This window comes from Mesorhizobium sp. M0340 (assembly GCF_040321535.1).
Classification (GTDB): domain Bacteria; phylum Pseudomonadota; class Alphaproteobacteria; order Rhizobiales; family Rhizobiaceae; genus Mesorhizobium.
Genome location: NZ_JAMYRR010000029.1, coordinates 38,523 through 60,732, shown reverse-complemented (window position 1 = coordinate 60,732; position 22,210 = coordinate 38,523). Strand labels below are relative to the sequence as shown.

16 protein-coding genes and 3 pseudogenes are annotated in these 22,210 nt (G+C 62.5%); 11 read left to right on the top strand and 8 right to left on the bottom strand.

Annotation, left to right across the window (positions count from 1 at the left end; genetic code table 11):
• Window positions 1-25 precede the first annotated feature (25 nt).
• The gene (locus NKI79_RS28635) at window positions 26-934 is read right to left on the bottom strand and encodes a hydrogen peroxide-inducible genes activator (RefSeq protein ID WP_352806377.1); all 909 of its coding nucleotides are present in this window, start codon (window positions 932-934) and stop codon (window positions 26-28) included.
• 148 nt (window positions 935-1,082) lie between these two features.
• On the opposite strand from NKI79_RS28635, the gene katG reads away from it, so the two are divergent.
• Window positions 1,083-3,281: a catalase/peroxidase HPI gene (gene katG / locus NKI79_RS28630; protein WP_352806374.1), complete on the top strand. Its 2,199-nt coding sequence runs from the start codon at window positions 1,083-1,085 to the stop codon at window positions 3,279-3,281.
• Between the two features lie 80 nt (window positions 3,282-3,361).
• Here the strand turns inward: katG and NKI79_RS28625 are convergent, their stop codons facing one another.
• A complete protein-coding gene (locus NKI79_RS28625; protein ID WP_254819333.1) occupies window positions 3,362-4,039 on the bottom strand; it encodes an MIP/aquaporin family protein in 678 nt (225 codons plus the stop codon).
• Between the two features lie 343 nt (window positions 4,040-4,382).
• Here NKI79_RS28625 and NKI79_RS28620 point away from each other — a divergent pair, with 343 nt between their 5' ends.
• The 5 genes from NKI79_RS28620 to NKI79_RS28600 all read left to right on the top strand — a co-directional run bounded on the left by NKI79_RS28620 (window position 4,383) and on the right by NKI79_RS28600 (window position 10,245).
• The gene (locus tag NKI79_RS28620) at window positions 4,383-5,672 is read left to right on the top strand and encodes an RsmB/NOP family class I SAM-dependent RNA methyltransferase (protein WP_352806371.1); all 1,290 of its coding nucleotides are present in this window, start codon (window positions 4,383-4,385) and stop codon (window positions 5,670-5,672) included.
• 124 nt (window positions 5,673-5,796) lie between these two features.
• On the top strand, window positions 5,797-6,255 hold the full coding sequence (locus NKI79_RS28615) for a PaaI family thioesterase (protein ID WP_023677140.1): 459 nt from the start codon (window positions 5,797-5,799) through the stop codon (window positions 6,253-6,255).
• A gap of 152 nt (window positions 6,256-6,407) precedes the next feature.
• On the top strand, window positions 6,408-7,076 hold the full coding sequence (locus NKI79_RS28610; RefSeq protein ID WP_352806369.1) for a 5'-methylthioadenosine/S-adenosylhomocysteine nucleosidase: 669 nt from the start codon (window positions 6,408-6,410) through the stop codon (window positions 7,074-7,076).
• 55 nt (window positions 7,077-7,131) lie between these two features.
• Window positions 7,132-8,694, top strand: a complete 1,563-nt coding sequence (guaA, locus tag NKI79_RS28605) for a glutamine-hydrolyzing GMP synthase (RefSeq protein WP_254819336.1) — start codon at window positions 7,132-7,134, stop codon at window positions 8,692-8,694.
• Window positions 8,695-8,988: 294 nt separating this feature from the next.
• Window positions 8,989-10,245, top strand: coding sequence for a tyrosine-type recombinase/integrase (locus NKI79_RS28600; protein ID WP_352806366.1), 1,257 nt, complete (start codon window positions 8,989-8,991; stop codon window positions 10,243-10,245).
• Here the strand turns inward: NKI79_RS28600 and NKI79_RS28595 are convergent.
• Window positions 10,199-10,495 carry a helix-turn-helix transcriptional regulator gene (locus NKI79_RS28595; RefSeq protein WP_352806363.1) on the bottom strand — a complete coding sequence of 99 codons (297 nt, stop codon included), beginning with the start codon at window positions 10,493-10,495 and terminating at the stop codon, window positions 10,199-10,201. The two genes, NKI79_RS28600 and NKI79_RS28595, sit on opposite strands and share 47 nt — an antisense overlap.
• 370 nt (window positions 10,496-10,865) lie before the next feature.
• Here NKI79_RS28595 and NKI79_RS28590 point away from each other — a divergent pair.
• Window positions 10,866-11,012: pseudogene (locus NKI79_RS28590) on the top strand (IS5/IS1182 family transposase); the annotation flags it as partial.
• On the opposite strand, the pseudogene dinB reads toward NKI79_RS28590, so the two are convergent.
• Window positions 10,965-11,776 (bottom strand): annotated as a pseudogene (gene dinB, locus NKI79_RS28585) (DNA polymerase IV); the annotation flags it as partial. The pseudogenes NKI79_RS28590 and dinB overlap by 48 nt on opposite strands.
• A gap of 236 nt (window positions 11,777-12,012) precedes the next feature.
• Window positions 12,013-13,332 carry a DUF2130 domain-containing protein gene (locus tag NKI79_RS28580; protein ID WP_352806360.1) on the bottom strand — a complete coding sequence of 440 codons (1,320 nt, stop codon included), beginning with the start codon at window positions 13,330-13,332 and terminating at the stop codon, window positions 12,013-12,015.
• A 446-nt stretch (window positions 13,333-13,778) separates the two neighbouring features.
• On the opposite strand from NKI79_RS28580, the pseudogene NKI79_RS33350 reads away from it, so the two are divergent.
• The 4 genes and pseudogenes from NKI79_RS33350 to NKI79_RS28565 all read left to right on the top strand — a co-directional run.
• Window positions 13,779-13,938: pseudogene (locus NKI79_RS33350) on the top strand (TetR/AcrR family transcriptional regulator); the annotation flags it as partial.
• Between the two features lie 138 nt (window positions 13,939-14,076).
• A complete protein-coding gene (locus NKI79_RS28575) occupies window positions 14,077-15,063 on the top strand; it encodes a methyltransferase (protein WP_352806357.1) in 987 nt (328 codons plus the stop codon).
• Between the two features lie 833 nt (window positions 15,064-15,896).
• On the top strand, window positions 15,897-16,535 hold the full coding sequence (locus NKI79_RS28570; protein WP_352806355.1) for a response regulator transcription factor: 639 nt from the start codon (window positions 15,897-15,899) through the stop codon (window positions 16,533-16,535).
• Between the two features lie 123 nt (window positions 16,536-16,658).
• Window positions 16,659-18,500, top strand: coding sequence for a PAS domain-containing sensor histidine kinase (locus NKI79_RS28565; protein WP_352806352.1), 1,842 nt, complete (start codon window positions 16,659-16,661; stop codon window positions 18,498-18,500).
• Between the two features lie 10 nt (window positions 18,501-18,510).
• Here NKI79_RS28565 and NKI79_RS28560 read toward each other — a convergent pair whose 3' ends face one another.
• The 3 genes from NKI79_RS28560 to NKI79_RS28550 all read right to left on the bottom strand — a co-directional run bounded on the left by NKI79_RS28560 (window position 18,511) and on the right by NKI79_RS28550 (window position 22,163).
• Window positions 18,511-19,500 (bottom strand): ABC transporter permease, encoded by a 990-nt coding sequence (locus tag NKI79_RS28560; protein ID WP_352806350.1) that lies wholly within the window; start codon window positions 19,498-19,500, stop codon window positions 18,511-18,513.
• Window positions 19,501-20,241 (bottom strand): ABC transporter permease, encoded by a 741-nt coding sequence (locus NKI79_RS28555; RefSeq protein ID WP_352806347.1) that lies wholly within the window; start codon window positions 20,239-20,241, stop codon window positions 19,501-19,503.
• A gap of 122 nt (window positions 20,242-20,363) precedes the next feature.
• Window positions 20,364-22,163 (bottom strand): oligopeptide/dipeptide ABC transporter ATP-binding protein, encoded by a 1,800-nt coding sequence (locus NKI79_RS28550; protein WP_352806396.1) that lies wholly within the window; start codon window positions 22,161-22,163, stop codon window positions 20,364-20,366.
• Between the last annotated feature and the right edge of the window lie 47 nt (window positions 22,164-22,210).

Below are 22,210 nucleotides of genomic sequence, written 5' to 3'. Positions count from 1 at the left end.
CTAACCGGACCCAACATCCGCCGCTCTACGCCGCCAGCACCGCCGCATCCAGCCCGCGGATGATCTTGGCCAGTTCGACGCATTCGTCGTGGCGCACCTTGTTGCGCCGCCAAGCGAGGCAGATCGTGCGCTGCGGCATCGGCTCCTGGAACGGCACGATCTTCAGGTCGGGGATAGTGCTGGCCGGCCCCGCCGCCATTTCCGGGATGAGCGTGACGCCGAGCCCGTGCGCCACCATCTGTAAGAGCGTCGTCAGGCTGGTCGCGCCGTAGCTTGCCATCGCCACCGGCCGCACGCTGCCGCAGACGGCGAGCGCCTGTTCGCGCAGGCAATGGCCTTCCTCCAGCAGCATCAGCCTTTCCAGCGCGGGGCTTTCCGGCGGCACCGGCGGTGAGGCGAAGGCGGGGTCGCCGGCCGGCACGGCCAGGAAGAACCGGTCCGAGAAAAGTTCTTCGGTGACCAGGCCCGGGTAATCGAGGGGCAGTGCCGCGACGAAGGCGTCGAGCTTTCCCGAGCTGGTGTCGTCGACCAGCGACGCCGTCACCGCCTCGCGCAGTTCCAGCTGTAAGGCCGGGAAATGCCGCTTCAGCTCCGGCAGCACATGCGGCAGGAGATAGGGCGCCACCGTCGGGATGATGCCGAGCCGGAAGCGGCCTTCCAGCGCCGGGCGGCCGCGCCGGGCCGTCGCCTCGACGTCGCGGACGTCGGCAAGAATGCGCTCGATGCGCGGCAGCAAGCCCTGCGCCTCGTCCGTCATGCGCACCGCCTTGCCGCCGCGCTCGAACAGACGGCAATTGAGCCGCAGCTCCATCTCGGCGATCTGCGCGGACAGCGCCGGCTGGCTGACGCCGGCGAGCTTGGCGGCGCGGCCGAAATGCAGAGTCTGCGCCAGCGCCTCGAAATAATGCATCTGCCGGACGGTCAAACCGATCATAAGAAAAACCTATCAGAATAAACAGCAAAGGCAATTTGTCTTTATCGGCCGAGCAGGCTAGTCTGGAACCGTTCCAGGATGGCGCGGCTCGCTGGCCCTGCCCGCAAAATCAACAAAATCCCGGAAAATCAACAAATCGGAGGCAAAGATGGACGCGAAAACCGACGACAACAGCGCCGGCAAATGCCCGGTCCCACATGGATCGGCTAGGAGGAGCAACCGTGATTGGTGGCCAAACCAGCTCGACCTTGGCGTCCTCCACCAGCAGTCCAGCCTCTCGGATCCGATGGACGAGGACTTCGATTACGCCAAGGAATTCAAGAGCCTCGATCTCGATGCGGTGATCAGGGATCTGCACCAGGTGATGACCGATTCGCAGGATTGGTGGCCGGCCGATTTCGGCCATTACGGCCCGCTCTTCATCCGCATGGCCTGGCACAGCGCCGGCACCTATCGCATCGGCGACGGCCGTGGCGGCGCCGGCGCCGGCCAGCAGCGTTTCGCGCCGCTCAACAGCTGGCCGGACAACGCCAATCTCGACAAGGCGCGCCGGCTGCTGTGGCCGGTCAAGCAGAAATACGGCAGGAAGATCTCCTGGGCCGACCTGTTGATCCTCACCGGCAACGTCGCGCTGGAATCGATGGGCTTCAAGACGTTCGGCTTCGCCGGCGGCCGCGCCGATGTCTGGGAGCCCGAGCAGGACGTGGACTGGGGATCGGAAACCAAGTGGCTCGCCGACGAGCGCTATTCCGGCGACCGCGAACTTCACGGCCATCTCGGCGCCGTGCAGATGGGGCTGATCTACGTCAACCCGGAAGGGCCGAACGGCACGCCCGATCCATTGGCCGCGGCGCGCGACATCCGCGAAACCTTCGCTCGCATGGCCATGAACGACGAGGAAACCGTGGCGCTCATCGCCGGCGGTCACACCTTCGGCAAGACCCACGGCTCCGGTGATGCATCGCTGGTCGGCCCGGAGCCGGAAGGCGCCGGCATCGAGGCGCAGGGCCTCGGCTGGTCGAGCAAGCACGCCACCGGCATTGCCGGCGACGCCATCACCTCGGGCCTCGAGGTGACCTGGACCACGACGCCGACCAAATGGAGCAACAACTTCTTCGACAATCTGTTCAACTACGAATGGGAGCTGACCAAGAGCCCGGCCGGCGCCCATCAGTGGACCCCGAAGGGCGGCGCCGGTGCAGGCACCGTGCCGGACGCGCACGATCCGTCGAAGCGTCGCGCCCCGGCGATGCTGACCACCGACCTCGCTTTGCGCGTCGACCCGGCCTATGAGAAGATCTCGCGGCGCTTCCATCAGAATCCTGATCAGTTCGCCGATGCCTTCGCCCGCGCCTGGTTCAAGCTGACCCATCGCGACATGGGTCCGGCCGTCCGCTATCTCGGCCCGCTCGTGCCGAAGGAAGAGCTGATCTGGCAGGATCCGATACCGCCAGTCGACCACGAACTGGTCACCGAGCAGGATATCGCCTCGCTGAAGGCGAAGATCCTGGCCTCCGGCCTGTCCGTCTCAGAACTGGTCTCGACCGCCTGGGCCTCGGCCTCGACTTTCCGCGGCTCCGACAAGCGTGGCGGCGCCAACGGCGCCCGCATCCGCCTGGCGCCGCAGAAGGATTGGGAGGTCAACCAGCCGGCGCAACTGGCCAAGGTGCTCGAAAAGCTCGAAGGCATCCAGAGCGAGTTCAACGCAGCGCAGTTCGGCGGCAAGAAGATTTCGCTTGCCGACCTCATCGTTCTCGGCGGCGTAGCCGCGGTCGAGAAGGCGGCGAAAGACGGCGGCCATGACGTGGGGGTGCCGTTCACGCCAGGCCGCATGGACGCCTCGCAGGAACAGACGGATGTCCAGTCCTTCGCCGCGCTCGAGCCGAAAGTCGATGGCTTCCGCAATTATGTCAGGGGCAAGCCGCCGATGTCGGTCGAAGCGATGCTGGTCGATCGGGCGCAGCTGCTGACCTTGACGGCGCCGGAGATGACGGTGCTCGTTGGCGGGTTGCGGGTGCTCGGCGCCAACACCGGTCAGTCGAAGCACGGGGTGTTCACCGACAGGCCGGGCACGTTGACCAACGATTTCTTCGTCAACCTGCTCTCCATGAACACTGTCTGGGATCCGGCGGCCGGCTCCGATGAAGTCTACGAAGCGCGCGACCGCAAGACCAGGGCGGTCAAGTGGACCGGCACCCGCGCGGACCTGATCTTCGGCTCGCATGCGCAGCTGCGGGCGCTGGCCGAGGTCTACGGGTCGGCGGACGCCGGGCAGAAGTTCGTCAGGGATTTCGTCGCGGCGTGGACCAAGGTGATGAACGCCGACCGTTTTGACCTCGCGGCCTGATCCGGGCATACGAATTTCTCGACGCAACAAAAAAGGCGCGGGCCTCGACCCGCGCCTTTTTTCGTTGGGCTTCCGAAAAGTCAGTCCTTCTCGAAGATACCGGCCTTGGCAACCACGCCGGCAATGGCGCCGCCGATCAGCGGCGCGACGATGAACAGCCAGAGCTGGCCGATCGCCGCAGTTCCCGAAAACAGCGCCGGTCCGATCGAACGGGCCGGGTTGAGCGATGTGCCGGTCACCGGGATGATGGCGAAGTGCAGGCCGGCCAGCGTTAGGCCGATTACGAGGCCGGCGAAGGCCGTGGTGTGCTTGGCGTTGGTGACGCCGAGGATCACCGTGACGAAGGTGAAAGTGCCGATCAGCTCCCACAGCAAGGCCGAGCTGACGCCCCATTTCGTCACATCCCAGCCATTGGCGCCGAAGCCGCCGGTGTGGCCGCCCACCTGTCCGGAGACGATGATCCACAGTGCCAGCGACGCGATGATGGCGCCGATGACCTGCGCGATCCAATAGGGAATGACATCCCTGGCCGGCATCCGCCCGGCGAGGAATACACCGAGCGTCACCGCCGGATTGAGGTGCGCGCCCGAAATCGGGCCGATCGCATAGGCCGCCGCGATCAGGCCGATGCCGAACGCCAGACCGATACCTTCCTGGCCAAGCGGCAGCGCGCCGCCGAAGCCGCCCGTCACCACCGAAGCCGTGCCGATGAACACCAATAGAAACGTGCCTAGAACTTCCGCCAGATAAGTCTTCATTGCCCTCTCCTCGTATCGACCCGCGGCTCCGCCTTTTCTGCGACGCGAATCACCGCGCAAAGAGTATTCGCAACCGGAAAACTTGGAAAGCAGAGCAGTTTCGCAAGCCGCTATGCTTGTGAGCGCCAGACATGCACATTAGAGACTTGTAATGTATTGACGAATTGTTTGGTTACGCATGCCGGCGCCCGCTTGGTGGCGGCGGCTCGCGATGCACCAACCCACACTCGTCACCCCTTGCATGGATTGTCTCGCCGTCGGGGAAACAGAACTGTTTCAATCAGGACACGAAAAGCTCTAAGAGCAGGGCCGGATTTGTTTTGCTGAGTAATGGAAGACGACAATGAGACTGGGCGGGCGGCTGGCGGCAGCCATTGAAGTGCTTGACGACATTGGCCGGCGCCACCGTCCGGTTGCCGATGCGCTGAAGGACTGGGGCCTGTCGCACCGCTTCGCAGGTGGCGGCGACCGCGCCGCGATCGGCAACATCGTCTACGACGCGCTGCGTCGCAAGCGCTCGGCCGGCTGGCTGCTCGGCGAGGACACGCCGCGCGCCATCGGCTTCGGCGCGCTGCTGCTCGAATGGGGCCAGACGGCGCAGTCGCTGAACGAGGCGCTCGAGGGCGACAAGTTCGCGCCGCCACTGCTTACCGCCGACGAACTGGCAACGCTCGGCGGTCGCCGGCTCGCCGATGCGCCGCCGGCTGTCAGGGCAGACATCCCCGACTGGTGCATGCCGCTGTTCGAACGGGCGTTCAGCACGGCCTGGGTGGAAGAGGGTGCCGCGCTGGCGACACGCCCGCCGCTCGACCTCAGGGTTAATACGCTCAAGGCCGATCGCGGCAAGGTGCTGGCCGAGTTGGCGGAGACCGGCGCCAAGCCTGCGCGGATCGCGCCGCACGGCATCCGCATCCCGCCGATCGAAGGCGACGGCAGGCATCCGAACGTGCAAGCCGAGCCGGCCTTCCAGAAAGGCTGGTTCGAGGTTCAGGACGAGGGTTCGCAGATTGCGGCCGAACTGGCCGGCGCCGAACCTGGAATGCAGGTGCTCGATTTTTGCGCCGGCGCCGGCGGCAAGACGCTGGCGCTGTCCGCGGCGATGGACAATCGCGGCCAGATCTTCGCCCACGACGCCGAGAAGGCCAGGCTGGCGCCGATCTTCGACCGCATCCGCCGCTCGGAAAACCGCAATGTGCAGATCGTCACCAGGCCGGCCGAACTCGCGCCGCTCGGCAGGCATATGGACATCGTCCTGATCGATGCGCCCTGCACCGGCAGCGGCACGTGGCGGCGCCGGCCGGATGCCAAATGGCGGCTGACACAGAGGCAACTCGACGCCCGCAAGGGCGAGCAGGAGACGATACTCGATGCCGCCAGCGACTTCGTCAAACCCGGCGGCCTGCTGGTCTACATCACCTGTTCGGTGTTCGACGAGGAAAATGGCGACCAGGTTTCGGCGTTCCGGGACCGCCATCCCGGTTTTGTCCCGGTCGATCACCGCCGGCTTTGGGACAGCCGTTTTGCGAGCCACGAAGCGGCCATGCGGATAGGCGCTGCGGGCGGCATTTCGCTGTCACCGTTGCTGAGCGGCACCGACGGTTTCTATTTCTGTGCGCTGCGCCGCGCCGGTTGAACCATTGCCATGGACACAGAACCGGGCTGAATGCTGCAGTGCAGCATTTGCGATTGCCTGCCGCCCACCCCTCTGCGATAAATGACTGTGCAAAAGATTTGTCGAGAAACGAAGGGCGACGGCCATGGCAGCAAAGATCGTTCCTGCCCCCGATTATGAGGACCGCGTCAGGACGTCCTTTGCGCGCCAGAACGCGATGATGACGATTGGCGCCGAGCTGACGCTGGTGACGCCCGGCATCATCGAGATCGAAATGCCCTATTCGGCGGCTCTGACGCAGCAGCATGGCTTTCTCCATGCTGGCGTCATTTCGACGGCTCTCGACTCGGCCTGCGGCTATGCGGCATTCTCGCTGATGCCGGAAAATTCCGGCGTGCTGACCATCGAGTTCAAGGTCAATCTGCTGGCGCCGGGCCGGGGCGAGCGCTTCCTGTTCCGCGGCTCGGTAACCAAGCCTGGCCGCACCATCATCGTCGCCGACGGACAAGCCTATGCGTTCGCCGTCGATGGCGAGGCCAAGCTGATCGCCACGATGACCGGAACGATGATGACAGTGCTCGGCCGCGACGGCATCGAGGGGTGAGGAGCGGTTCGCGCAGCGGACGAAAAGCCCCTAAATGGGCTTTTCGAGCGACGAACGCCCGGAGCCATAGCGAAGGGCCGGGGGTCGGTGAGGGCACGTCGCCCTTCTGACCTTCCGGCTCCGATGGTAGGGCCAGAAAGGAGTAGATCGTCGTGACCGGTAAAGTGTCTCGCCTGTCCGGCAAATCCGTTCTCTTCGTCATGGCGGCCGAGGCCGAATACGGTCCACACCTGCAGCGGCTGTTCACGCCGCTGATGACCGGCGTCGGACCGGTCGAGGCCGGCGTCGGACTTAGCGCCGAACTGTCCCGGCTGAAGACCGAAAAGGCGCTGCCCGATCTCGTCGTATCGCTCGGGTCGGCGGGCAGCCGGACGCTGGAGCAGACGGAAATCTACCAGGCCGTTTCAGTCGCCTACCGCGACATGGACGCCTCGCCTCTGGGGTTCGAGAAGGGCGCCACGCCGTTCCTCGATCTGCCTGTCAGCGTGCCGCTGCCGTTCAGAGTTCCTGGCATCGGGCAAGCGACGCTGTCGACCGGTGCGGCAATCGTCACCGGCGCCGCCTACGACGCGATCGCCGCCGACATGGTCGATATGGAGACCTTCGCCTGCCTGCGCGCCTGCCAACTGTTCGACGTGCCGCTTATCGGCCTGCGAGGCATTTCCGACGGGGCAGCCGATCTGAGGCATGTCGGCGACTGGACCGAATATCTGCACGTCATCGACGAGAAGCTGGCCGCGGCGGTGCAACTGCTGGAACAGGCGATCGCCTCCGGCGCGATCGAGTTTGATCTGTCGCGTGAAGATGCGGAATCGGAATGAGGGAGAGGCCTCGCAACCCATTGCGCCGACTCGTTTCTTTCTCTAAACGCTCGCCATGAAAACAGCCAATCATCCCGACACCGTCCTGATTGTCGATTTCGGCAGCCAGTTTACCCAGCTGATCGCCCGCCGCATCCGCGAGGCCGGCGTCTTTTCCGAGATCGTGCCCTTCCAGTCGGCCGAGGCGGCGTTCAAGCGCATCAATCCGAGGGCGGTGATCCTGTCCGGCGGCCCGGCCTCGACCGCCGACATCGGCAGTCCGCGGGCGCCGCAGATCGTCTTCGACGCCGGCGTGCCGGTGCTCGGCATCTGCTATGGCCAGATGGCGATGTGCGTGCAGATGGGCGGCGTCGCCGAAAGCTCCGATCATCGCGAATTCGGCCGCGCCTTCGTCGAGATCGCCAAGGACAGCCCGTTGTTCGAGGGCCTGTGGGCGCCCGGCCAGCGCCACCAGGTGTGGATGAGCCATGGCGACCGCGTCATCTCCCTGCCCAAGGGGTTCGAGGTGCTCGGAAAATCGGAGGGCTCGCCCTTCGCCATTTTCGGCAATGTCGAGCGCAAGATGTACGGCCTCATGTTCCACCCCGAAGTGGTGCATACGCCGGACGGCGCCAGACTGCTCCAAAACTTCGTCCACAACATCGCCGGTATTGAGGGCGATTGGACGATGCGCGCTTACCGCGAGCACGCGGTCGAGACGATCCGTAAGCAGGTCGGCAAGGGCAAGGTGATCTGCGCGCTTTCAGGCGGCGTCGATTCCTCTGTCGCAGCACTCCTGATCCACGAGGCGGTCGGCGACCAGCTTACCTGCATCCTCGTCGACCATGGGCTGATGCGCAAGGACGAGGCATCAGGCGTGGTGGAGATGTTTCGCCAGCATTACAATCTGCCGCTGATCCTGGTCGACGCTGCGGACCGTTTCATCGGCGCGCTCGAGGGCGAGTCGGACCCCGAGAAGAAGCGCAAGACCATCGGGCGGCTGTTCATCGAGGTGTTCGAGGAGGAGGCCGAGAAGCTCGGCGGCGCCGATTTCCTGGCGCAAGGCACCCTCTATCCCGACGTCATCGAAAGCGTCTCTTTCAGCGGCGGCCCGTCGGTAACGATCAAGTCGCACCATAATGTCGGCGGCTTGCCCGAACGCATGAACATGCAGCTGGTCGAGCCGCTGCGCGAATTGTTCAAGGACGAGGTGAGGGCGCTCGGCAAGGAGCTCGGCCTGCCCGACAGCTTCATCGGCCGGCATCCGTTCCCCGGTCCCGGTCTCGCCATCCGCTGCCCGGGCGGCATCACCCGCGAAAAGCTGGAGATCCTGCGCGAGGCCGACGCCATCTATCTCGACGAGATCCGCAAGGCCGGTCTCTACGACGCCATCTGGCAGGCCTTCGCCGTGCTGCTGCCGGTGCAGACCGTCGGCGTGATGGGCGACGGCCGCACCTACGAGTTCGTCTGCGCGCTGCGCGCTGTCACCTCGGTCGACGGCATGACAGCGGATTTCTACCACTACGACATGGCCTTCCTCGGTGCCGCCGCTACGCGCATCATCAATGAAGTGCGCGGCATCAACCGCGTCGTCTACGACGTGACGAGCAAGCCCCCAGGTACAATCGAGTGGGAATGATTCACGCCCACTCAAACGCCGCCGAACATACGCCGATCTGCGACGTAACATACTGAAAACAAAAATAAATCCTTTCAAGGACAATCAGCGACAGTCGGTACGCAGAGATTGGCTTTGACGGACCGCTTGACGGGCCTTCCGCATATTGCCCACCCGGATTTTTCTGAGTACCGTCAGAGTCAATGAGGCTCGTGACGGTACTTTTTTGTGCCTTAAGGCATTCAAGAAAAAAGGAATTTCGTTTCACGCAGCCTCGAAATTGTACTGACGGTACTTTTCAGGAGGCAGGCGGGTATGCTGACGGATGCCGCCCTTAAGGCGCTGAAACCAAAAGAAAAGATCTACAAGATTGCCGACCGTGACGGCATGTACGTCCGCGTTATGCCCAGTGGCGCGATCTCGTTTCGGCTGGATTACAGGCTAAATGGCCGCCGTGAGACGGTCTATTTAGGCAGATATGGCAGGGACGGGATCTCGCTCGCGTTGGCCCGAGAGAAGTGCCTGGACGCGAAGCGCGCTATCGGCGAGGGGCGATCGCCGGCGATCGAGAAGCAGCGCGACAAGCGCCGCCTGAAAGAGGCAAAGAGTTTTGGCGAATTCGGTGAGAAATGGCTCACAGCCGCGCCGATGGCAGACAGCACGCGCGCCATGCGACGCGCCATCTTCGGACGGGAGCTTCTTCCGGTCTGGCGCAACCGCCTCCTGCCGGAGATCACGCCGGACGACCTAAGGGCCTTATGCGCTGGGATCGTTGAACGCGGTGCTCCGGCGACAGCTATTCATGTACGAGATATCGTGAAGCAGATTTACGGCTTCGCGATCCTGCATGGGGAGAAGGTCACCAATCCGGCTGACGAAGTCGGACCAGCGTCAATCGCTACGTTCGTGCCAAAGGATCGTTCGCTCTCGCCCTCAGAAATCCGGGTGATGCTGAAGCAGCTTGAGCACATTCCCACACTTCCCACGATCCGTTTGGGAATGCGGCTTTATCTGCTTACGATGGTGCGCAAGAGCGAGCTGCAGGACGCGGTGTGGGACGAGGTCGATTTCGAAAATGCGGTATGGACCATTCCAAAGGAACGCATGAAGCGTTCGAAGGCGCACAACGTTTACCTGTCACGCCAAGCGCTCGACATCATGATTGCTCTGAAGACCTGTGCGGGAAATTCCAGATACCTCCTTCCATCGCGGTACGATGCGGATGCTCCGATGTCGCGCGCCACGTTTAACCGCGTCACCTACGCGGTCGTCGAGCGGGCGAAGGCCGAGGGGCTGCCTCTGGAGCCGTTTACGGTTCATGACCTGCGGCGAACGGGCTCGACCCTGTTGAATGAACTTGGCTTCAACAGCGACTGGATCGAAAAATGCCTGGCCCACGAGGACGGGCGCTCGTCGCGCGGTGTCTACAACAAGGCCGAATACGAGATGCAGCGCCGCCACATGATGCAGGAATGGTCGGACATCATCGACGCCTGGGTGGTTGGCAGGAAGTTCGTCCCGACGCTCATCCCGCCGATGATGCCGCTCCTGCAGCCTGATCCGGCTCTCTAATCGACCGCGCTCTGCGCTGCTTCAGGTCCGGTTTGGGGGCGCGGAGAATTGGCTTTGAGCGGCGTGCCGCGAGCCATGCTTGAACCTCGCCCAGATCCCAAACCACGCATCTTGGAGTCAAGGCGAAGCGTCGCGGGAATTCGCCCCGCTGTTCCATTTCGTAGATCGTACTGTCTGCAAGCGGCACGATCTCGCGCAGTTGCTGCCTTCGGATTGTACGGTTCAGGGGTTGCTCATGCGATCGGGCCATCTCGAACTCCTCAACGATGAGCCAAGATTGAAGGCGATTGTCTTCGATGAGAAAAGAGCTTCAGGCGAGGTGTCGCGTTATCGGCGGTTTCGACCTGCGAGAAGGACAGTCCACCTACGCTGATGTGTCGACTGAAATGAAAGCATGACCGCTTTTTTCGTGATGTTGAGGGGGGATCCCTTCGCCGGTCGGGGGTTGGTAGCGGGAGAGCGCTACGGCCTTTCCCCCCACTCATCAGAGCGGCGGTTCCTGCTCCGTTGTCTTGGATGAAGCTCGAATTTTAATTGGCTCGTATACTACCCAGGACCTACTAAAATGCTTGTGGCGGTCTCAATTGGCTGATTCATTGGCGGCACGAGGAGGCGCTGGGATGAGTGATTTGATCTGGCTGTCGGAGGCTCCGATGCGGCGGATCGAGCCGCATTTCCCGCTGTCTCACGGTGTGCCGAGGGTCGATGATCGGCGGATTGTCAGCGGCATCATCTTCGTGATTAGGGACGGTCGGTGGCGCGACGCGCACGCGATCAGGCTGCACCGGTCGCTCGTCGATGCCACGCGCTATCCAGTAATAATACGGTCCGGCCTTGCCGAAATGTTCCCGCAGGAACGGCAATGTCTGCGCCCGCAGATCGGCGCCGGTGCGGATTCCGAGCCGTTCCATCTTCAAATTGGTGGCAGGGCCGATGCCGTGGAATTTCTTCACCGGCAGCACTTCGACGAAGCTCGGCCCCATCTTCGGCGTGATAACAAATAGCCCGTCGGGCTTGCCCTGATCGGAGGCCATCTTGGCGAGGAACTTGTTGTAGCTGACGCCGGCTGAGGCGGTAAGGCCGGTCTTCGCCTTGATCTTCGCCCGGATCGCTTCGGCGATCTCGGTCGCCGTGGCCATCCCGCGCATGTTTTCGGTCACGTCGAGATAGGCCTCGTCCAGCGAAAGCGGTTCGATCAGCGGCGTGTACTCGGCGAAGATCTCCCGGATTTGCTGCGAGACCGCCTTGTAGACGTCGAACCGGGGTTTGACGAAAATCAGATCAGGGCACTTGCGCCTCGCCGTCACGGAAGGCATCGCCGAGTGAACGCCGAACTTGCGAGCCTCATAGCTCGCAGCTGCAATCACGCCACGTTCAAGGGCGTGCCCGACGGCGACCGGTTTGCCCCGCAGTTCCGGTCGGTCGCGCTGCTCTACCGAAGCGTAAAACGCGTCCAATCGACATGAATGATCTTGCGCTGCAGCGCACGCTTCTCAGCCCCAGCAGCTTCGCTTGTGACGGCGTCTTCCATGACTCGTCCGCCTTGATTACCGGCTCACGTCCACATGCCTCTCATCCACGCGCCGACATCGATCCTCACCTGCCATGCCTCCGCGCGGTCTGGCTAGTTGCAACGATCGGCCGACGACGTTTTCCTCAGGTGCGGCAGGCTTCTTTGCCTACGCCATCCGAAGGAGTTGATGGTTAGGTCTGGGAAAGTCGCTCCAGATTGCCAATCGTTTTCCTGCTGAGCTGCATACCGATTGCCTATTCGGCACCGGGCGGAGCTACTTCAATAGCCAGGACCTCCAAGCCCTCAATTTCTTGCATCACCTTTCCAGCGATGCCTTGCAAATCGCCGTACATCCCGACGGTCGACTCGATCACGCCTTGTATTTGAGCCTCCCGCTTGGCCCACAGGCGTGTTGTGGCCTTGCGTTCCCTGGCGAGGTCCTCCTGCATATCAGAGAACTTCTCGACGATGGCCTCGACGCGATGGCGGAACCTGGGACCGGTCAGATAACCATAGACCTGCTCCATTTTGGTGGCCTGGCCGACCTGCGCGAGGCGGGAGTTCGCCAGCTCGATGAGGGATTGCCGGAGCATGATGGCGATCGGCATCGCGCATTTGGGATGGGCGACATAGACGCCGTCCAGAAGATCGAAGGTTTCCACGCCGGCAGGCAGCGCTTCGGAGATCATCAGCGCGATATCCGCCTTGGCGGCTCGTTGATCTGCCCTGAGCTTGCCCAGCCAACCCTGGCTCCAGTTCTTGGTGCGTTTCGATTCCCACAAAATGGCGCCGCATGGCTGGCCGGCCGGTCCGACCACGCGGTGCAGGACGTCTCCGCCGAACTCACCCTTGGCAACCGGTTCAATGACGTCCATCGGGAACCGGCCGGCAATGAGGGCTTCCAGCTCGAGCTCCAGCACCTCGCCCTGCAGCTGCTGGGAACCCTGTTCCGCACGGCGCTTCAGCTCCTCAATCTGACGCTGCATGCCGGCGATCTGTTCTTCTTTCTCCGCAACCTTCATTTTAAGGCCGTCTTCGGCTTCCGACCTCGCCTTGACGCGAACGGCGTCCAGTCCCTCCTGGATCTTCCTTTCGATGGTCAGCGCCATCTCGCGCTTTTCGTCGTCAAGCGCACGCTGCTTTTTCAGGAATTCCGCCTGTTGCTGCTGGGCCTCGGTGAGCTTTTCGTCGCGCGCCTTCAACGTCGCCTCCAGCTCGGCAAGCTTCTTATCCTTGTCCTCCAGGTCTACCGATAGCAGCAGCCTTGCCTTGCGGGCCTCCTCGACCGCAATTCCGGCACGTTCAAGCTTGATTTGCTCAGCCACCTGGTTGGCGATGTCCTCTTTGGCGGCGGCGATCTCGGCCTGCTGGTGCTTAAGCTCCTCTTCTCTGGCAGCCATCGATGCCTTGTTCTGCGCCAGGCGCATTTCGTATTCTTCACGCGTGGCGGCAATCAAAGGACCCGCGAGCGACTCATTGAGCTTGATTTCCGTCTTGCAGCTTGGGCAGCTGATTGTCGGCTCATTGAGAATCCTGTCCCCCTGCAGCATGGTATTGGTGGGCTGGACGGTCATTGGCGCGCTGCCTCCCTGAGGAATCTGTTCGAGGACACGCCAGACTATATCTCGCCAGGCGTTTTCGGAAAAGAACAAAGAGTGAACTTGTGAGTTATCCCCGCCGCAAGCGAGGAGAGGCGCTTCTTACACTTGTTTTGCGGAATGATCGCCTGCGCGAGCGGCGGCAACTCAGCCTCGACTCGATTCGAGAGAGTATTTTGACCAGTTCTCGGACGGTCCGAGGGCCTGCTAGGTAGGGCGCCAGGGTACGGACGCAAAATCCTGAGACCTGCGTCGAAGGCCCGCAATCTGGCTCCCCGACGGCAGAAGCGGTCAATCCGCAATCGGCCCCATCTCGGATGCTGAAATCGGTTTGGCCGCTTCCTGGAAGCCGACGTCGCAAGCGACCACATTGACAGCCGCGGTTGTGCCCAATTGTGGACCTGGGCAAAATCGCCGCCTTGGACCCGGCAGACAGGCGCCGCGCGGCGATCGGAAGCTTTGCGGCGATGGTGGGGCAGTGATCCTCGCCCGGCGGTTGACGACCCTTCGTTTTCGGATGAAGTGCTGGAACAGACGCGTGCCTGGATTTACGCAGGGCTTGATCAACAGTCAGCCAGCTAGCCCCTCGTCGCTCACGGTCTCGGCTCGAATACCAACTGGACACCTATATCGGTCTGGTCGACCATGCTACTTCAAACGCTCTTCGGTTCCGTGACAAACTTCTGGTCGCCGGCCCTGGATCGCGGAAGGGGATGTGGCATGGTGGATTCTGATCGGATCAACAAGCTGATCGCAGCGGTGCCCGCGGCCTTGGCGCTTCGCGCCGGGCTGGACCTCGCAATCTTCACCCGGCTCGGTAGCAACGCGATGACTGCTGACAGCCTTGGGGCGGCGCTCAAAATCGAGCCCCATCGTCTGTCGCGGCTTCTCTACGCGCTCGCCAGCATCGATCTCCTCGAAGTCAAGGATGGTCAATTTCGCAACGGAGCCGAAGCGGCGGCCTTCCTCGACGCGTCCAAACCAACCTATCGCGGCGGCGATCATGCCCTCCTGCGGGAGCTCTGGGGAGCCGACTTGCTGACGGCAGAGTCGTTGCGACAGAACCGGCCGGCTGCGCTGCACGACTTTTCCGAAGCGGGGCCTGAGGCCGCGGCGGCCTTCAGCCGCATGCTCGCACCGGGCGGGGTGATTTTCGGCCGACAACTGGCCAAGGAAATGGATCTCTCGGCGATCGATTCGGTGATCGACATCGGCGGGGGATCCGGGACCATTCTCGTCGGACTTCGAGAGCGGTGGCCGCAGATTGCGGCGACGCTGATGGAACTGCCAACGGTCGCAGCGGTCGCGCCAGATATCCTGTCAGAATACGGTGCCGACGACGTGGTTGTCGAAGAAGGGGACATAACTGTCGCGCCATCGATCGGTCGGCACGATCTGGCGATCCTGAAGGCCGTCGTCCAGGTCCTTCCGCCGGACCAAGCGCGCAGTTCGATCCTGAACGCGGCGGGTTGCCTCAAACCCGGAGGGGAGATCGCAATTGCGGGGTCGGGCGTCGTCGATAACGACCGCCTTGGCCCGCCTGAGGGTGTCTTTCTGAATCTCACCTTCCTGAACCTCTACCGCCACGGCCAATCGTACACTGAAGGTCAGTATCGCGCGTGGATGACTGAGGCTGGATTCCGGGATGTCTCCAGGTCGCGCCTGACGGACGGCTCCACGTTGTTTCGTGCGCGCCTCCCGGGCTGACCGTGGCTGAATCGTTGATTTCGGACGCAAGGATCTCCGGGGCGCCCCGACCCCACACGCTGCTGACCGTTGTCCCTTGGGGCGGCAAAACTGGCTTCCAGGGTCGGGTAGCAAAGCCGCCTTCGCGTTCGATGTTCACGCTCTGTGCTTCGAAAGTCGCATAAAATTGCAAACCGGAATTCAGCCTGGATTGTCGCCCATGCTGTCAAATCGACATTCGGTTCAGTCTGACGAGTGGCGCGTCTGCTTTTGACCGCTTCGTTGAGCATGGAAGTCGCAGGACATCATCTATGGGAGCGCGACATGCGACATGGGGGTCGCAAGCAAGGACTGCTTCCTCGATACTGGCTGGGTCGACCTTATGAGGTTTCGCCCACGCGTTCAGGTTGGGAGGTCTGCAATATGGACTACCACGCCGCCGCTCGAACGCCGATCCATCGAGTGGTCGAAGGTCTCCAGATGTCGTCGGCAATGAATGGCACAGAGGGTCGAAACTGGGCGAGCTCGTAGTATCCGGCAAGCCGCAGGGCCGTTGCATGTGGAAGGCAGAAGTCGACTGCGCGCGCACCTATACCCAGGTCTAGGTCGGGCACTCAAATTCTCAGGCTGGGACAGCCCTTCGTCATGATTGCGCTGCTAGTTGCAAACCGGCTACGTCAAGACCTAATGAAGAAGCACTATTTTGACCGTGGCGCACTGCTGTGTGTCGCTAGAAGGCTTTCCGGGGGATGAAGGGAGCTCCGCTCCCGATTGACGTCTGGCGGCCGCAAGGTTGATAATTGCCAGCGCGAGCGTGACCAATGTGTCCAGCAGATCTCCCCGAGGCGCGGATCATGGGCGAGGCAAACTTAGGAGTGGCAGACGATCCCCTGGTGGTCTTGGTCGACGATGACGTCGCGGTCCGCGACGCTTTAGAAGAATTGCTAAGTTCGGTTGGAATCGAATCGATATCCTTTTCCTCAACCCAGGAAGTGCTGGACGCAGAGCTGCCGGATCGCCCCGGCTGCCTTGTTCTCGACGTGCGCATGCCTGGCCTGAGCGGCCTCGACCTCCAGCGGGCCCTCGCAGTCAATCGCATACTGACGCCGGTCGTATTCCTCACGGGTCATGGCGATGTCGCCATGAGCGTCCAGGCCATGAAAGCAGGGGCAGTGGATTTCCTCACCAAACCGGTGCGCGATCAAACCTTCCTCGACGCCGTCTCGGCAGCCATAGCCGCTGACATCGCTCAGAGGGCGACCTCCCAGGTATCGCGCAGGAACATGGCGCTATACGAGACGCTTACCCCTCGCGAGCGCGAGGTGCTGAGGCTTGTGATTGCCGGTGCGATGAACAAACAGATCGCATTCGATCTCGGCATCAGCGAAATCACGGTGAAGCTGCATCGCAGCAACATGATGAAGAAGATGCAGGCACGCTCCATCACGCAACTCTATAGCGTCTGGCACTCGCTTCCAGAAAATGTCCGATGAACGGCGGGCCGAGATGCGGTTCAGTGATGTTCAATGTCAGGCGGACAATCAGGGCCAGGGGTCCCTGGGTTGTCCGGGGCGCCTAGCAACGTGGGTGCGGGGCCCTCTCGAGAGGGTCTTGAAATGGAGCTGACATCATCGATACAACGCCGCGCCGTGGCCGGCGCGATCGGCGTGGCGAGCGTCGGGCTGTCACTGTTTGCTAGCGAGCCCTCCGCCCTGCTGGTCGCAATTGCAGTCGTGTGTATCTGCATTGGCTGGAAGGCAGGGTTGGCGGCGGTTGGAGCGGGCGGCGTACTTGCAGCGGCGATCCTGCTGTCGCCGGCATACGAGGCTGAAGATGGAGCAGTCAGGTTTGCCATATTCGTAGCCGCGGCGATGGGGCTGTGGCTCATTGTCAAGATATTCGCGACCGTCAGCTTCTATGGCGGCGTTTACCAGGGTGCGGGGCCTAACATGACGGACATCCCAGGCCTAGGCTGGTCTGCCCATCCCGATGGCCGCCGTCGGTTCGTCAATCGTGCTATGCTCGACTACGTCGGTGTTTCAGCCGAAGAGATGCGTCGGATCATGGACGCTGACGATTATTACTGGGCGCAATTTATCCATCCAGACGATGTCGAAACCAGTATGGCGCGATGGCGTCGCAGCATGATAACCGGGGAACCGCTGCATGATGAGCAGCGGGTCCGACGGCATGATGGCATTTACCGGTGGTTTCGGGACACGGGCGTTGCCTCGCGCGATGACCGTGGAAGGATCATCGGCTGGTATGGCCATACCGAAGACATCGACGATCAGCGGAAGGCGGAAGTAGCGCTGCGCCAGAGCGAGAGGGAGCTCAGGCTTCTGGTCGATACCGTTCCCACCATGATCTGGCTAATGACGCCGGCGGGATTGCCGTACTATTTCAACAAACGGTTCGTCGACTGGGCGGGCGTCGACTCGGCCAATAAGGAGCCGCGAGCTAGGCGGCAATTCGCCTCGCATGTAGACTTGTTCCATCCCGATGACCGACCGGCCGTGCGGGCCGTGTTCGAGAAATCCTTTGCCCGTGGCGAGCCACTCCAGCACAAAGGTCGGCTGCGCCGGAAGGATGGCGAATATCGCTGGATGGATTCGCGCTTCGAACCGCTTCGCGACGAAGACGGCACTATTCTTCGCTGGTACGGGGTGAACTTCGACATCGACGACGAGGTCCGGGCCCGGGAATCCCTGCGTTTGGCGGACGAACGGCTTGCGCGAGCTTTGCGCGCTGCCAGCCTGTCCGAGTTGTCAGTGTCCATTGCGCACGAACTCAACCAGCCGCTGCAGGCGGTCGTGGCCAACGCCGGCGCGTTCCAGAGATGGCTGAACGCCGATCCGCCAAACTTCGATCACGCCAGCCGGGTCGCCCAAAAGATCACCAGAAATGCCGATGCGGCGGCGCAGGTGATCAGTCGCATCCGGGCGCTGTTCAGCAAGACCGAAGGCGAACCGCACGCGATCGATCTGAACGCAATCATCCGAGAAGTGTGTGACCTGCTGGGTGACAGACTCGCATCGAGCTGCGTCAAGCTGGCCCTTGACCTCGATCCCTACCTTCCTGCGACGGCGGCCGATCCCGTTCAGATGGAGCAGCTCGTCCTCAACCTCGTTCGCAACGGCATCGAAGCGATGCAAGACGTCAGCATTAACCTGCGAACGCTGCGGGTCGTGTCGCGGCGTCAGAATGACGGAACGGTCGAGGTCGAAGTGCGAGACTGCGGCCGCGGGCTTAGCAATCCGGAACGAATTTTCGAGGCGTTCTACACAACCAAGCCGGATGGAATGGGAATGGGCCTAGCAATCTGCCGTTCGATTATCGAAGCACACTGCGGACGGCTTTGGGCTGGAAATGTCGAGACAGGGGGCGCATCCATAACCTTCAGCCTCCCGATCCGCGCTGCCGACTCGTCACCTACCGCCGTGACAGCAAGCGCCTGAGTGGACGCCCTCAGAGGCTGATCCTGGAATCAGCCATCGACTGCCCGATCTCGATGAGCGTGTTGACCACGATGTACAAGATTCCGAAGACGATGGCGACGCCAAGCACTGCCGGGAGATCGGCGCTGGCAAAAGCCTGGACCGTGTAAAGACCCAGACCAGGCCACCCGAAAATGCGCTCGACGACAAGCAAATTGCCGAAGAGAAGGCGGACCTGCAGGCCGAGCATGGACAGTGGGGCCGTAGCGGCATTGCGCAGACCGTGATGCAACAGCACCTTCGTCTCGCTGAGACCCTTGCCGCGTGCTGTCCGGATGTATGTTTGTCTCATCACCTCGTGAAGCGCACCGTTCAGGCTTCGCCCAACCGCGACCCCGATGGGCAACGCCAGTGCAAGGGCAGGCAAGATCATGTGCAGCAGCGCGTCGACACTGATTTCGGGCCGACCGACCAGTATTCCATCGATGAGGTTGAGTCCCGTAGGGCCTGCGAAGTCGCGGTAGGTAAGCCGTCCCGCTCCGGGAAGCCAGTCGAGTCGGAACCAGAAAAAGTAGGCGAGAAGTAAGGCCGACAGAAAGATCGGCGTCGAGCCCACCCCCACCAGAGCTAGTCTTATGCCGCCCGATCCCGGAACAAGGAACTGAAGCGCCGCCATGACGCCGGCGAGCGCCACTCCCAAAGCAATCGAGGCCAGTCCGAGTTCAAGCGTAGCGGGAAGATATTGCTTTATGTCCTCAGACACCGGCCGCCGGGTCCTTACTGACGTCCCCAGATCCCCATGCGCGAGGCGCATCAGAAAGCGCCCGTACTGAACGACAGCCGGGTCGTCCAGTCCGAGCTGCTCGCGCATCAATTCGACCGTTTCCGGCGGAGCACTCGGTCCGGCAATGGCCCGCGCTGGATCAGCGGGGATAATGCTTTGAAGACCGAAAACGATCAAGCTCATCACCAGGAGAACGACAACAGCGCCGACCACGCTTTTGGTCAGATATGCCAGCACCTACGCCCCCCTCAGTGCGGCGCGGATGCCATCGCCCGCGAGGTTGGCGAGGAGGCAGAGGAAAAAGATGATCGCGGCCGGCAGGATCGGCAGCCACCAATGGACGGTGAGACTGTCGAGGGTACGCGACGTCATCGCTCCAAGTTCAGGCGCCGGTGCAGGCAGCCCAAGGCCGAGGAACGACATCAGCGATAATGTCATGATGACATTTGCGACATCCAGCGAGGCCCCGATGAGCAAGGCGGGAACCACTCCCGGCAACAAGTAACGCCACAGGAGGCGCGGACCGCGGACCCCGGCGATACGCGCCGCCTCGACATGCGGGCGGGCCTTGAGGCGGCGAATCTCATCACGGGATATGCGCGCGTACCATGGCCACCAGAAAATGGCGAGCGCGATCATCGTGTTGATGAGCCCGGGGCCAAGCGACGCCACGACAGCGAGCGCGATGAGCGTTGATGGAAGGACTAAGAACAAGTCAACGATGCGCTCGATGACCAGATCGACCTTGTCGCCCATCAGGCCAGAAACCAGTCCGACCAGGGAGCCCACAGCGAGACTGAGACCGATCACGGCAAGCCCTGGCAACCACGTATATTGAACGCCGAGGATGACGCGGGAGAAAAGGTCGCGGCCGATTTCGTCGGTGCCGAACCAATGTCCGGCCGAAGGCGGCAGATAGGCCTCGGAGACGCGCAGTTGTGGGTCGAACGGCGTGATCCAAGGCGCCAGCACGGCCACAAGGGTGACCACAGGTACCCCGACAATGCCGACGCTTTCAAGCCAACCGGCACGGCGGAAGAAATCGCGCCAGTTGAACCGAGGCCGCGCAGGCAGCGTGTCCGGTCTTGGCCTGCCGGTCATCATCCGCCTCCCGCCTGCAAGGTCGGCATCGCCGCTACGAGAGACCGCGTGTAGGCGGACTGCGGGGCGGCAATGATAGCATCTGGATCGGCAACCTCGACCAACTCGCCATCCTTCAGCACCGCGACACGGTCGGCGATGATCCGGGCGGCCGCCAGATCGTGGGTTACGAAGAGCATCGCCATGTCGAGGCGCCGCCGAAGGTCGTTAAGAAGGTTCAAGGTGGTAGCAGCCAGCGACACGTCCATGGCGCTGATCGGCTCATCGCAGAGCAGAAGCCTTGGAGGGACAATTACCGCGCGAGCCAAGACGGCGCGCTGGCACTGCCCGACCGACATCTCGGCCGGAAGCGCGTCCATCAGGACCGGATCGAGGCCGACCAGCTTTATTGCCTCTCCGACGCGACGGCGGCCGTAATCACTGTCCAAGGAAACGGCCCGCAGTCGTTCTCCTATCTGCTCGCCAATCGTGAGCCACGGCGTCAACGCAGCCACTGGGTCTTGAAACACGACTTGAGGGGGATTCTTGTCGAAGCGTGTAACGGAGCCGCTCTCGGGTGCCACGAGCCCGGCAGCAATCCTGAGAAGGGTGGACTTGCCGGCGCCACTCTCGCCCACCAGGGCCACGCACTCGCCAAGCTTGATCGAGAGGTTGACCGACCTAAGAACGGGCCGCGCTCGACGCCGTCCCCAAATCGATCGGGCGCCTGTCGGAAATGTTTTTCCAACGTTGGACAGCCTCAAGGCGGCGGTTTCCTGGATCACCTGGGCCGGCCATGGTTCCGCACCGGCACGCTGCGCTGAGAGAAGCGGGGTTTGTTCGTGGTGAAGGCAGGCGACTGCGCCACCGTGGGCGGAAGCAGCCTCCAGCGGCGGGCGGATCGCCGTGCAATCTGGCTGGGCGATCGGGCAACGTGTCGCGTAAGCGCAGCGGTTCTCAACATTTATGAAGGGCGTGCGCTCGGACGGGAGAGTGGGAAGGGGGCGCCGTCGATCAGAGTCCAGATCGAATCGAGCGGCGAGTAGGCCGGCGGAGTAGGGGTGCGCAGCATTGCGGGCAACGTCCTGTATGCGGCCCATTTCAACGATGCGCCCGGCGTAGAGGACCAGGACGCGGTCGGCCAGCGAAGCCGCCACAGTCAGGTCGTGCGTAACGAACAGAATTGCCGTCTGCTGCTCGCGGGCGAGATCGCGCAACAGGTCGAGGATCTGCGCCTGCGTGGTGACGTCGAGCGCGGTAGTCGGTTCATCAGCGATGAGTAGCTTCGGTCTTGCCATCATCGCCATGGCAATAAGCACACGCTGACGCTGTCCCCCCGACAGGCGATGCGGAAGCGCATCGGCGATGCGCTCCGGGTCAGGCAGGCCGGTCCGGCTGAGCCAGTCGTCGATCGATCCCGCGGGCCCCGCATTGGATTCTCGCATCTGGCGGCGGATCGTCATGGTGGGGTTTAGCGCGCCCATCGGATCTTGCGAGATGGCGCGGACGAGGTGGCGGCGGGCGGACTGCCACGTGCGCCTTCCCGCGCCGATAAGCTCGATGCCGGCAAGCCGAATCGAGCCCGCAACCTGCGGCAGGTATTCACGCGGCAGGAGCCCCTGAAGCGTCAGCCCGATGCTTGTCTTGCCGGAACCGCTTTCCCCGACCAGCGCGATGATCTCGCCCGGAAACATGTCGAAACTGATGCCATCGAGGACCCGGGATGGACGGCCTTCGCGGCTGAGAATGACTGAGAGGTCTTTGACGGCGAGGACGGACTCGGTCACGGGTTCGGACATTTGGTGCAAAAGCTTGACCATCTGCGGCACGAGCCTGACCTGCTTTCAGAATGGACCGGACGGCCCGG

Excerpts from the sequence above, each read along its gene's own strand:
- NKI79_RS28620 (WP_352806371.1), top strand. The coding sequence starts at position 4,383 with ATGAGACTGGGCGGGCGGCTGGCGGCAGCCATTGAAGTGCTTGACGAC.
- NKI79_RS28595 (WP_352806363.1), bottom strand. The coding sequence starts at position 10,495 with ATGGCCCGATCGCATGAGCAACCCCTGAACCGTACAATCCGAAGGCAG.
- katG (WP_352806374.1), top strand. The coding sequence starts at position 1,083 with ATGGACGCGAAAACCGACGACAACAGCGCCGGCAAATGCCCGGTCCCA.
- NKI79_RS28600 (WP_352806366.1), top strand. The coding sequence starts at position 8,989 with ATGCTGACGGATGCCGCCCTTAAGGCGCTGAAACCAAAAGAAAAGATC.
- NKI79_RS28565 (WP_352806352.1), top strand. The coding sequence starts at position 16,659 with ATGGAGCTGACATCATCGATACAACGCCGCGCCGTGGCCGGCGCGATC.
- NKI79_RS28580 (WP_352806360.1), bottom strand. The coding sequence starts at position 13,332 with ATGACCGTCCAGCCCACCAATACCATGCTGCAGGGGGACAGGATTCTC.
- NKI79_RS28550 (WP_352806396.1), bottom strand. The coding sequence starts at position 22,163 with ATGGTCAAGCTTTTGCACCAAATGTCCGAACCCGTGACCGAGTCCGTC.
- guaA (WP_254819336.1), top strand. The coding sequence starts at position 7,132 with ATGAAAACAGCCAATCATCCCGACACCGTCCTGATTGTCGATTTCGGC.
- NKI79_RS28570 (WP_352806355.1), top strand. The coding sequence starts at position 15,897 with ATGGGCGAGGCAAACTTAGGAGTGGCAGACGATCCCCTGGTGGTCTTG.
- NKI79_RS28625 (WP_254819333.1), bottom strand. The coding sequence starts at position 4,039 with ATGAAGACTTATCTGGCGGAAGTTCTAGGCACGTTTCTATTGGTGTTC.
- NKI79_RS28575 (WP_352806357.1), top strand. The coding sequence starts at position 14,077 with ATGGTGGATTCTGATCGGATCAACAAGCTGATCGCAGCGGTGCCCGCG.
- NKI79_RS28615 (WP_023677140.1), top strand. The coding sequence starts at position 5,797 with ATGGCAGCAAAGATCGTTCCTGCCCCCGATTATGAGGACCGCGTCAGG.
- NKI79_RS28635 (WP_352806377.1), bottom strand. The coding sequence starts at position 934 with ATGATCGGTTTGACCGTCCGGCAGATGCATTATTTCGAGGCGCTGGCG.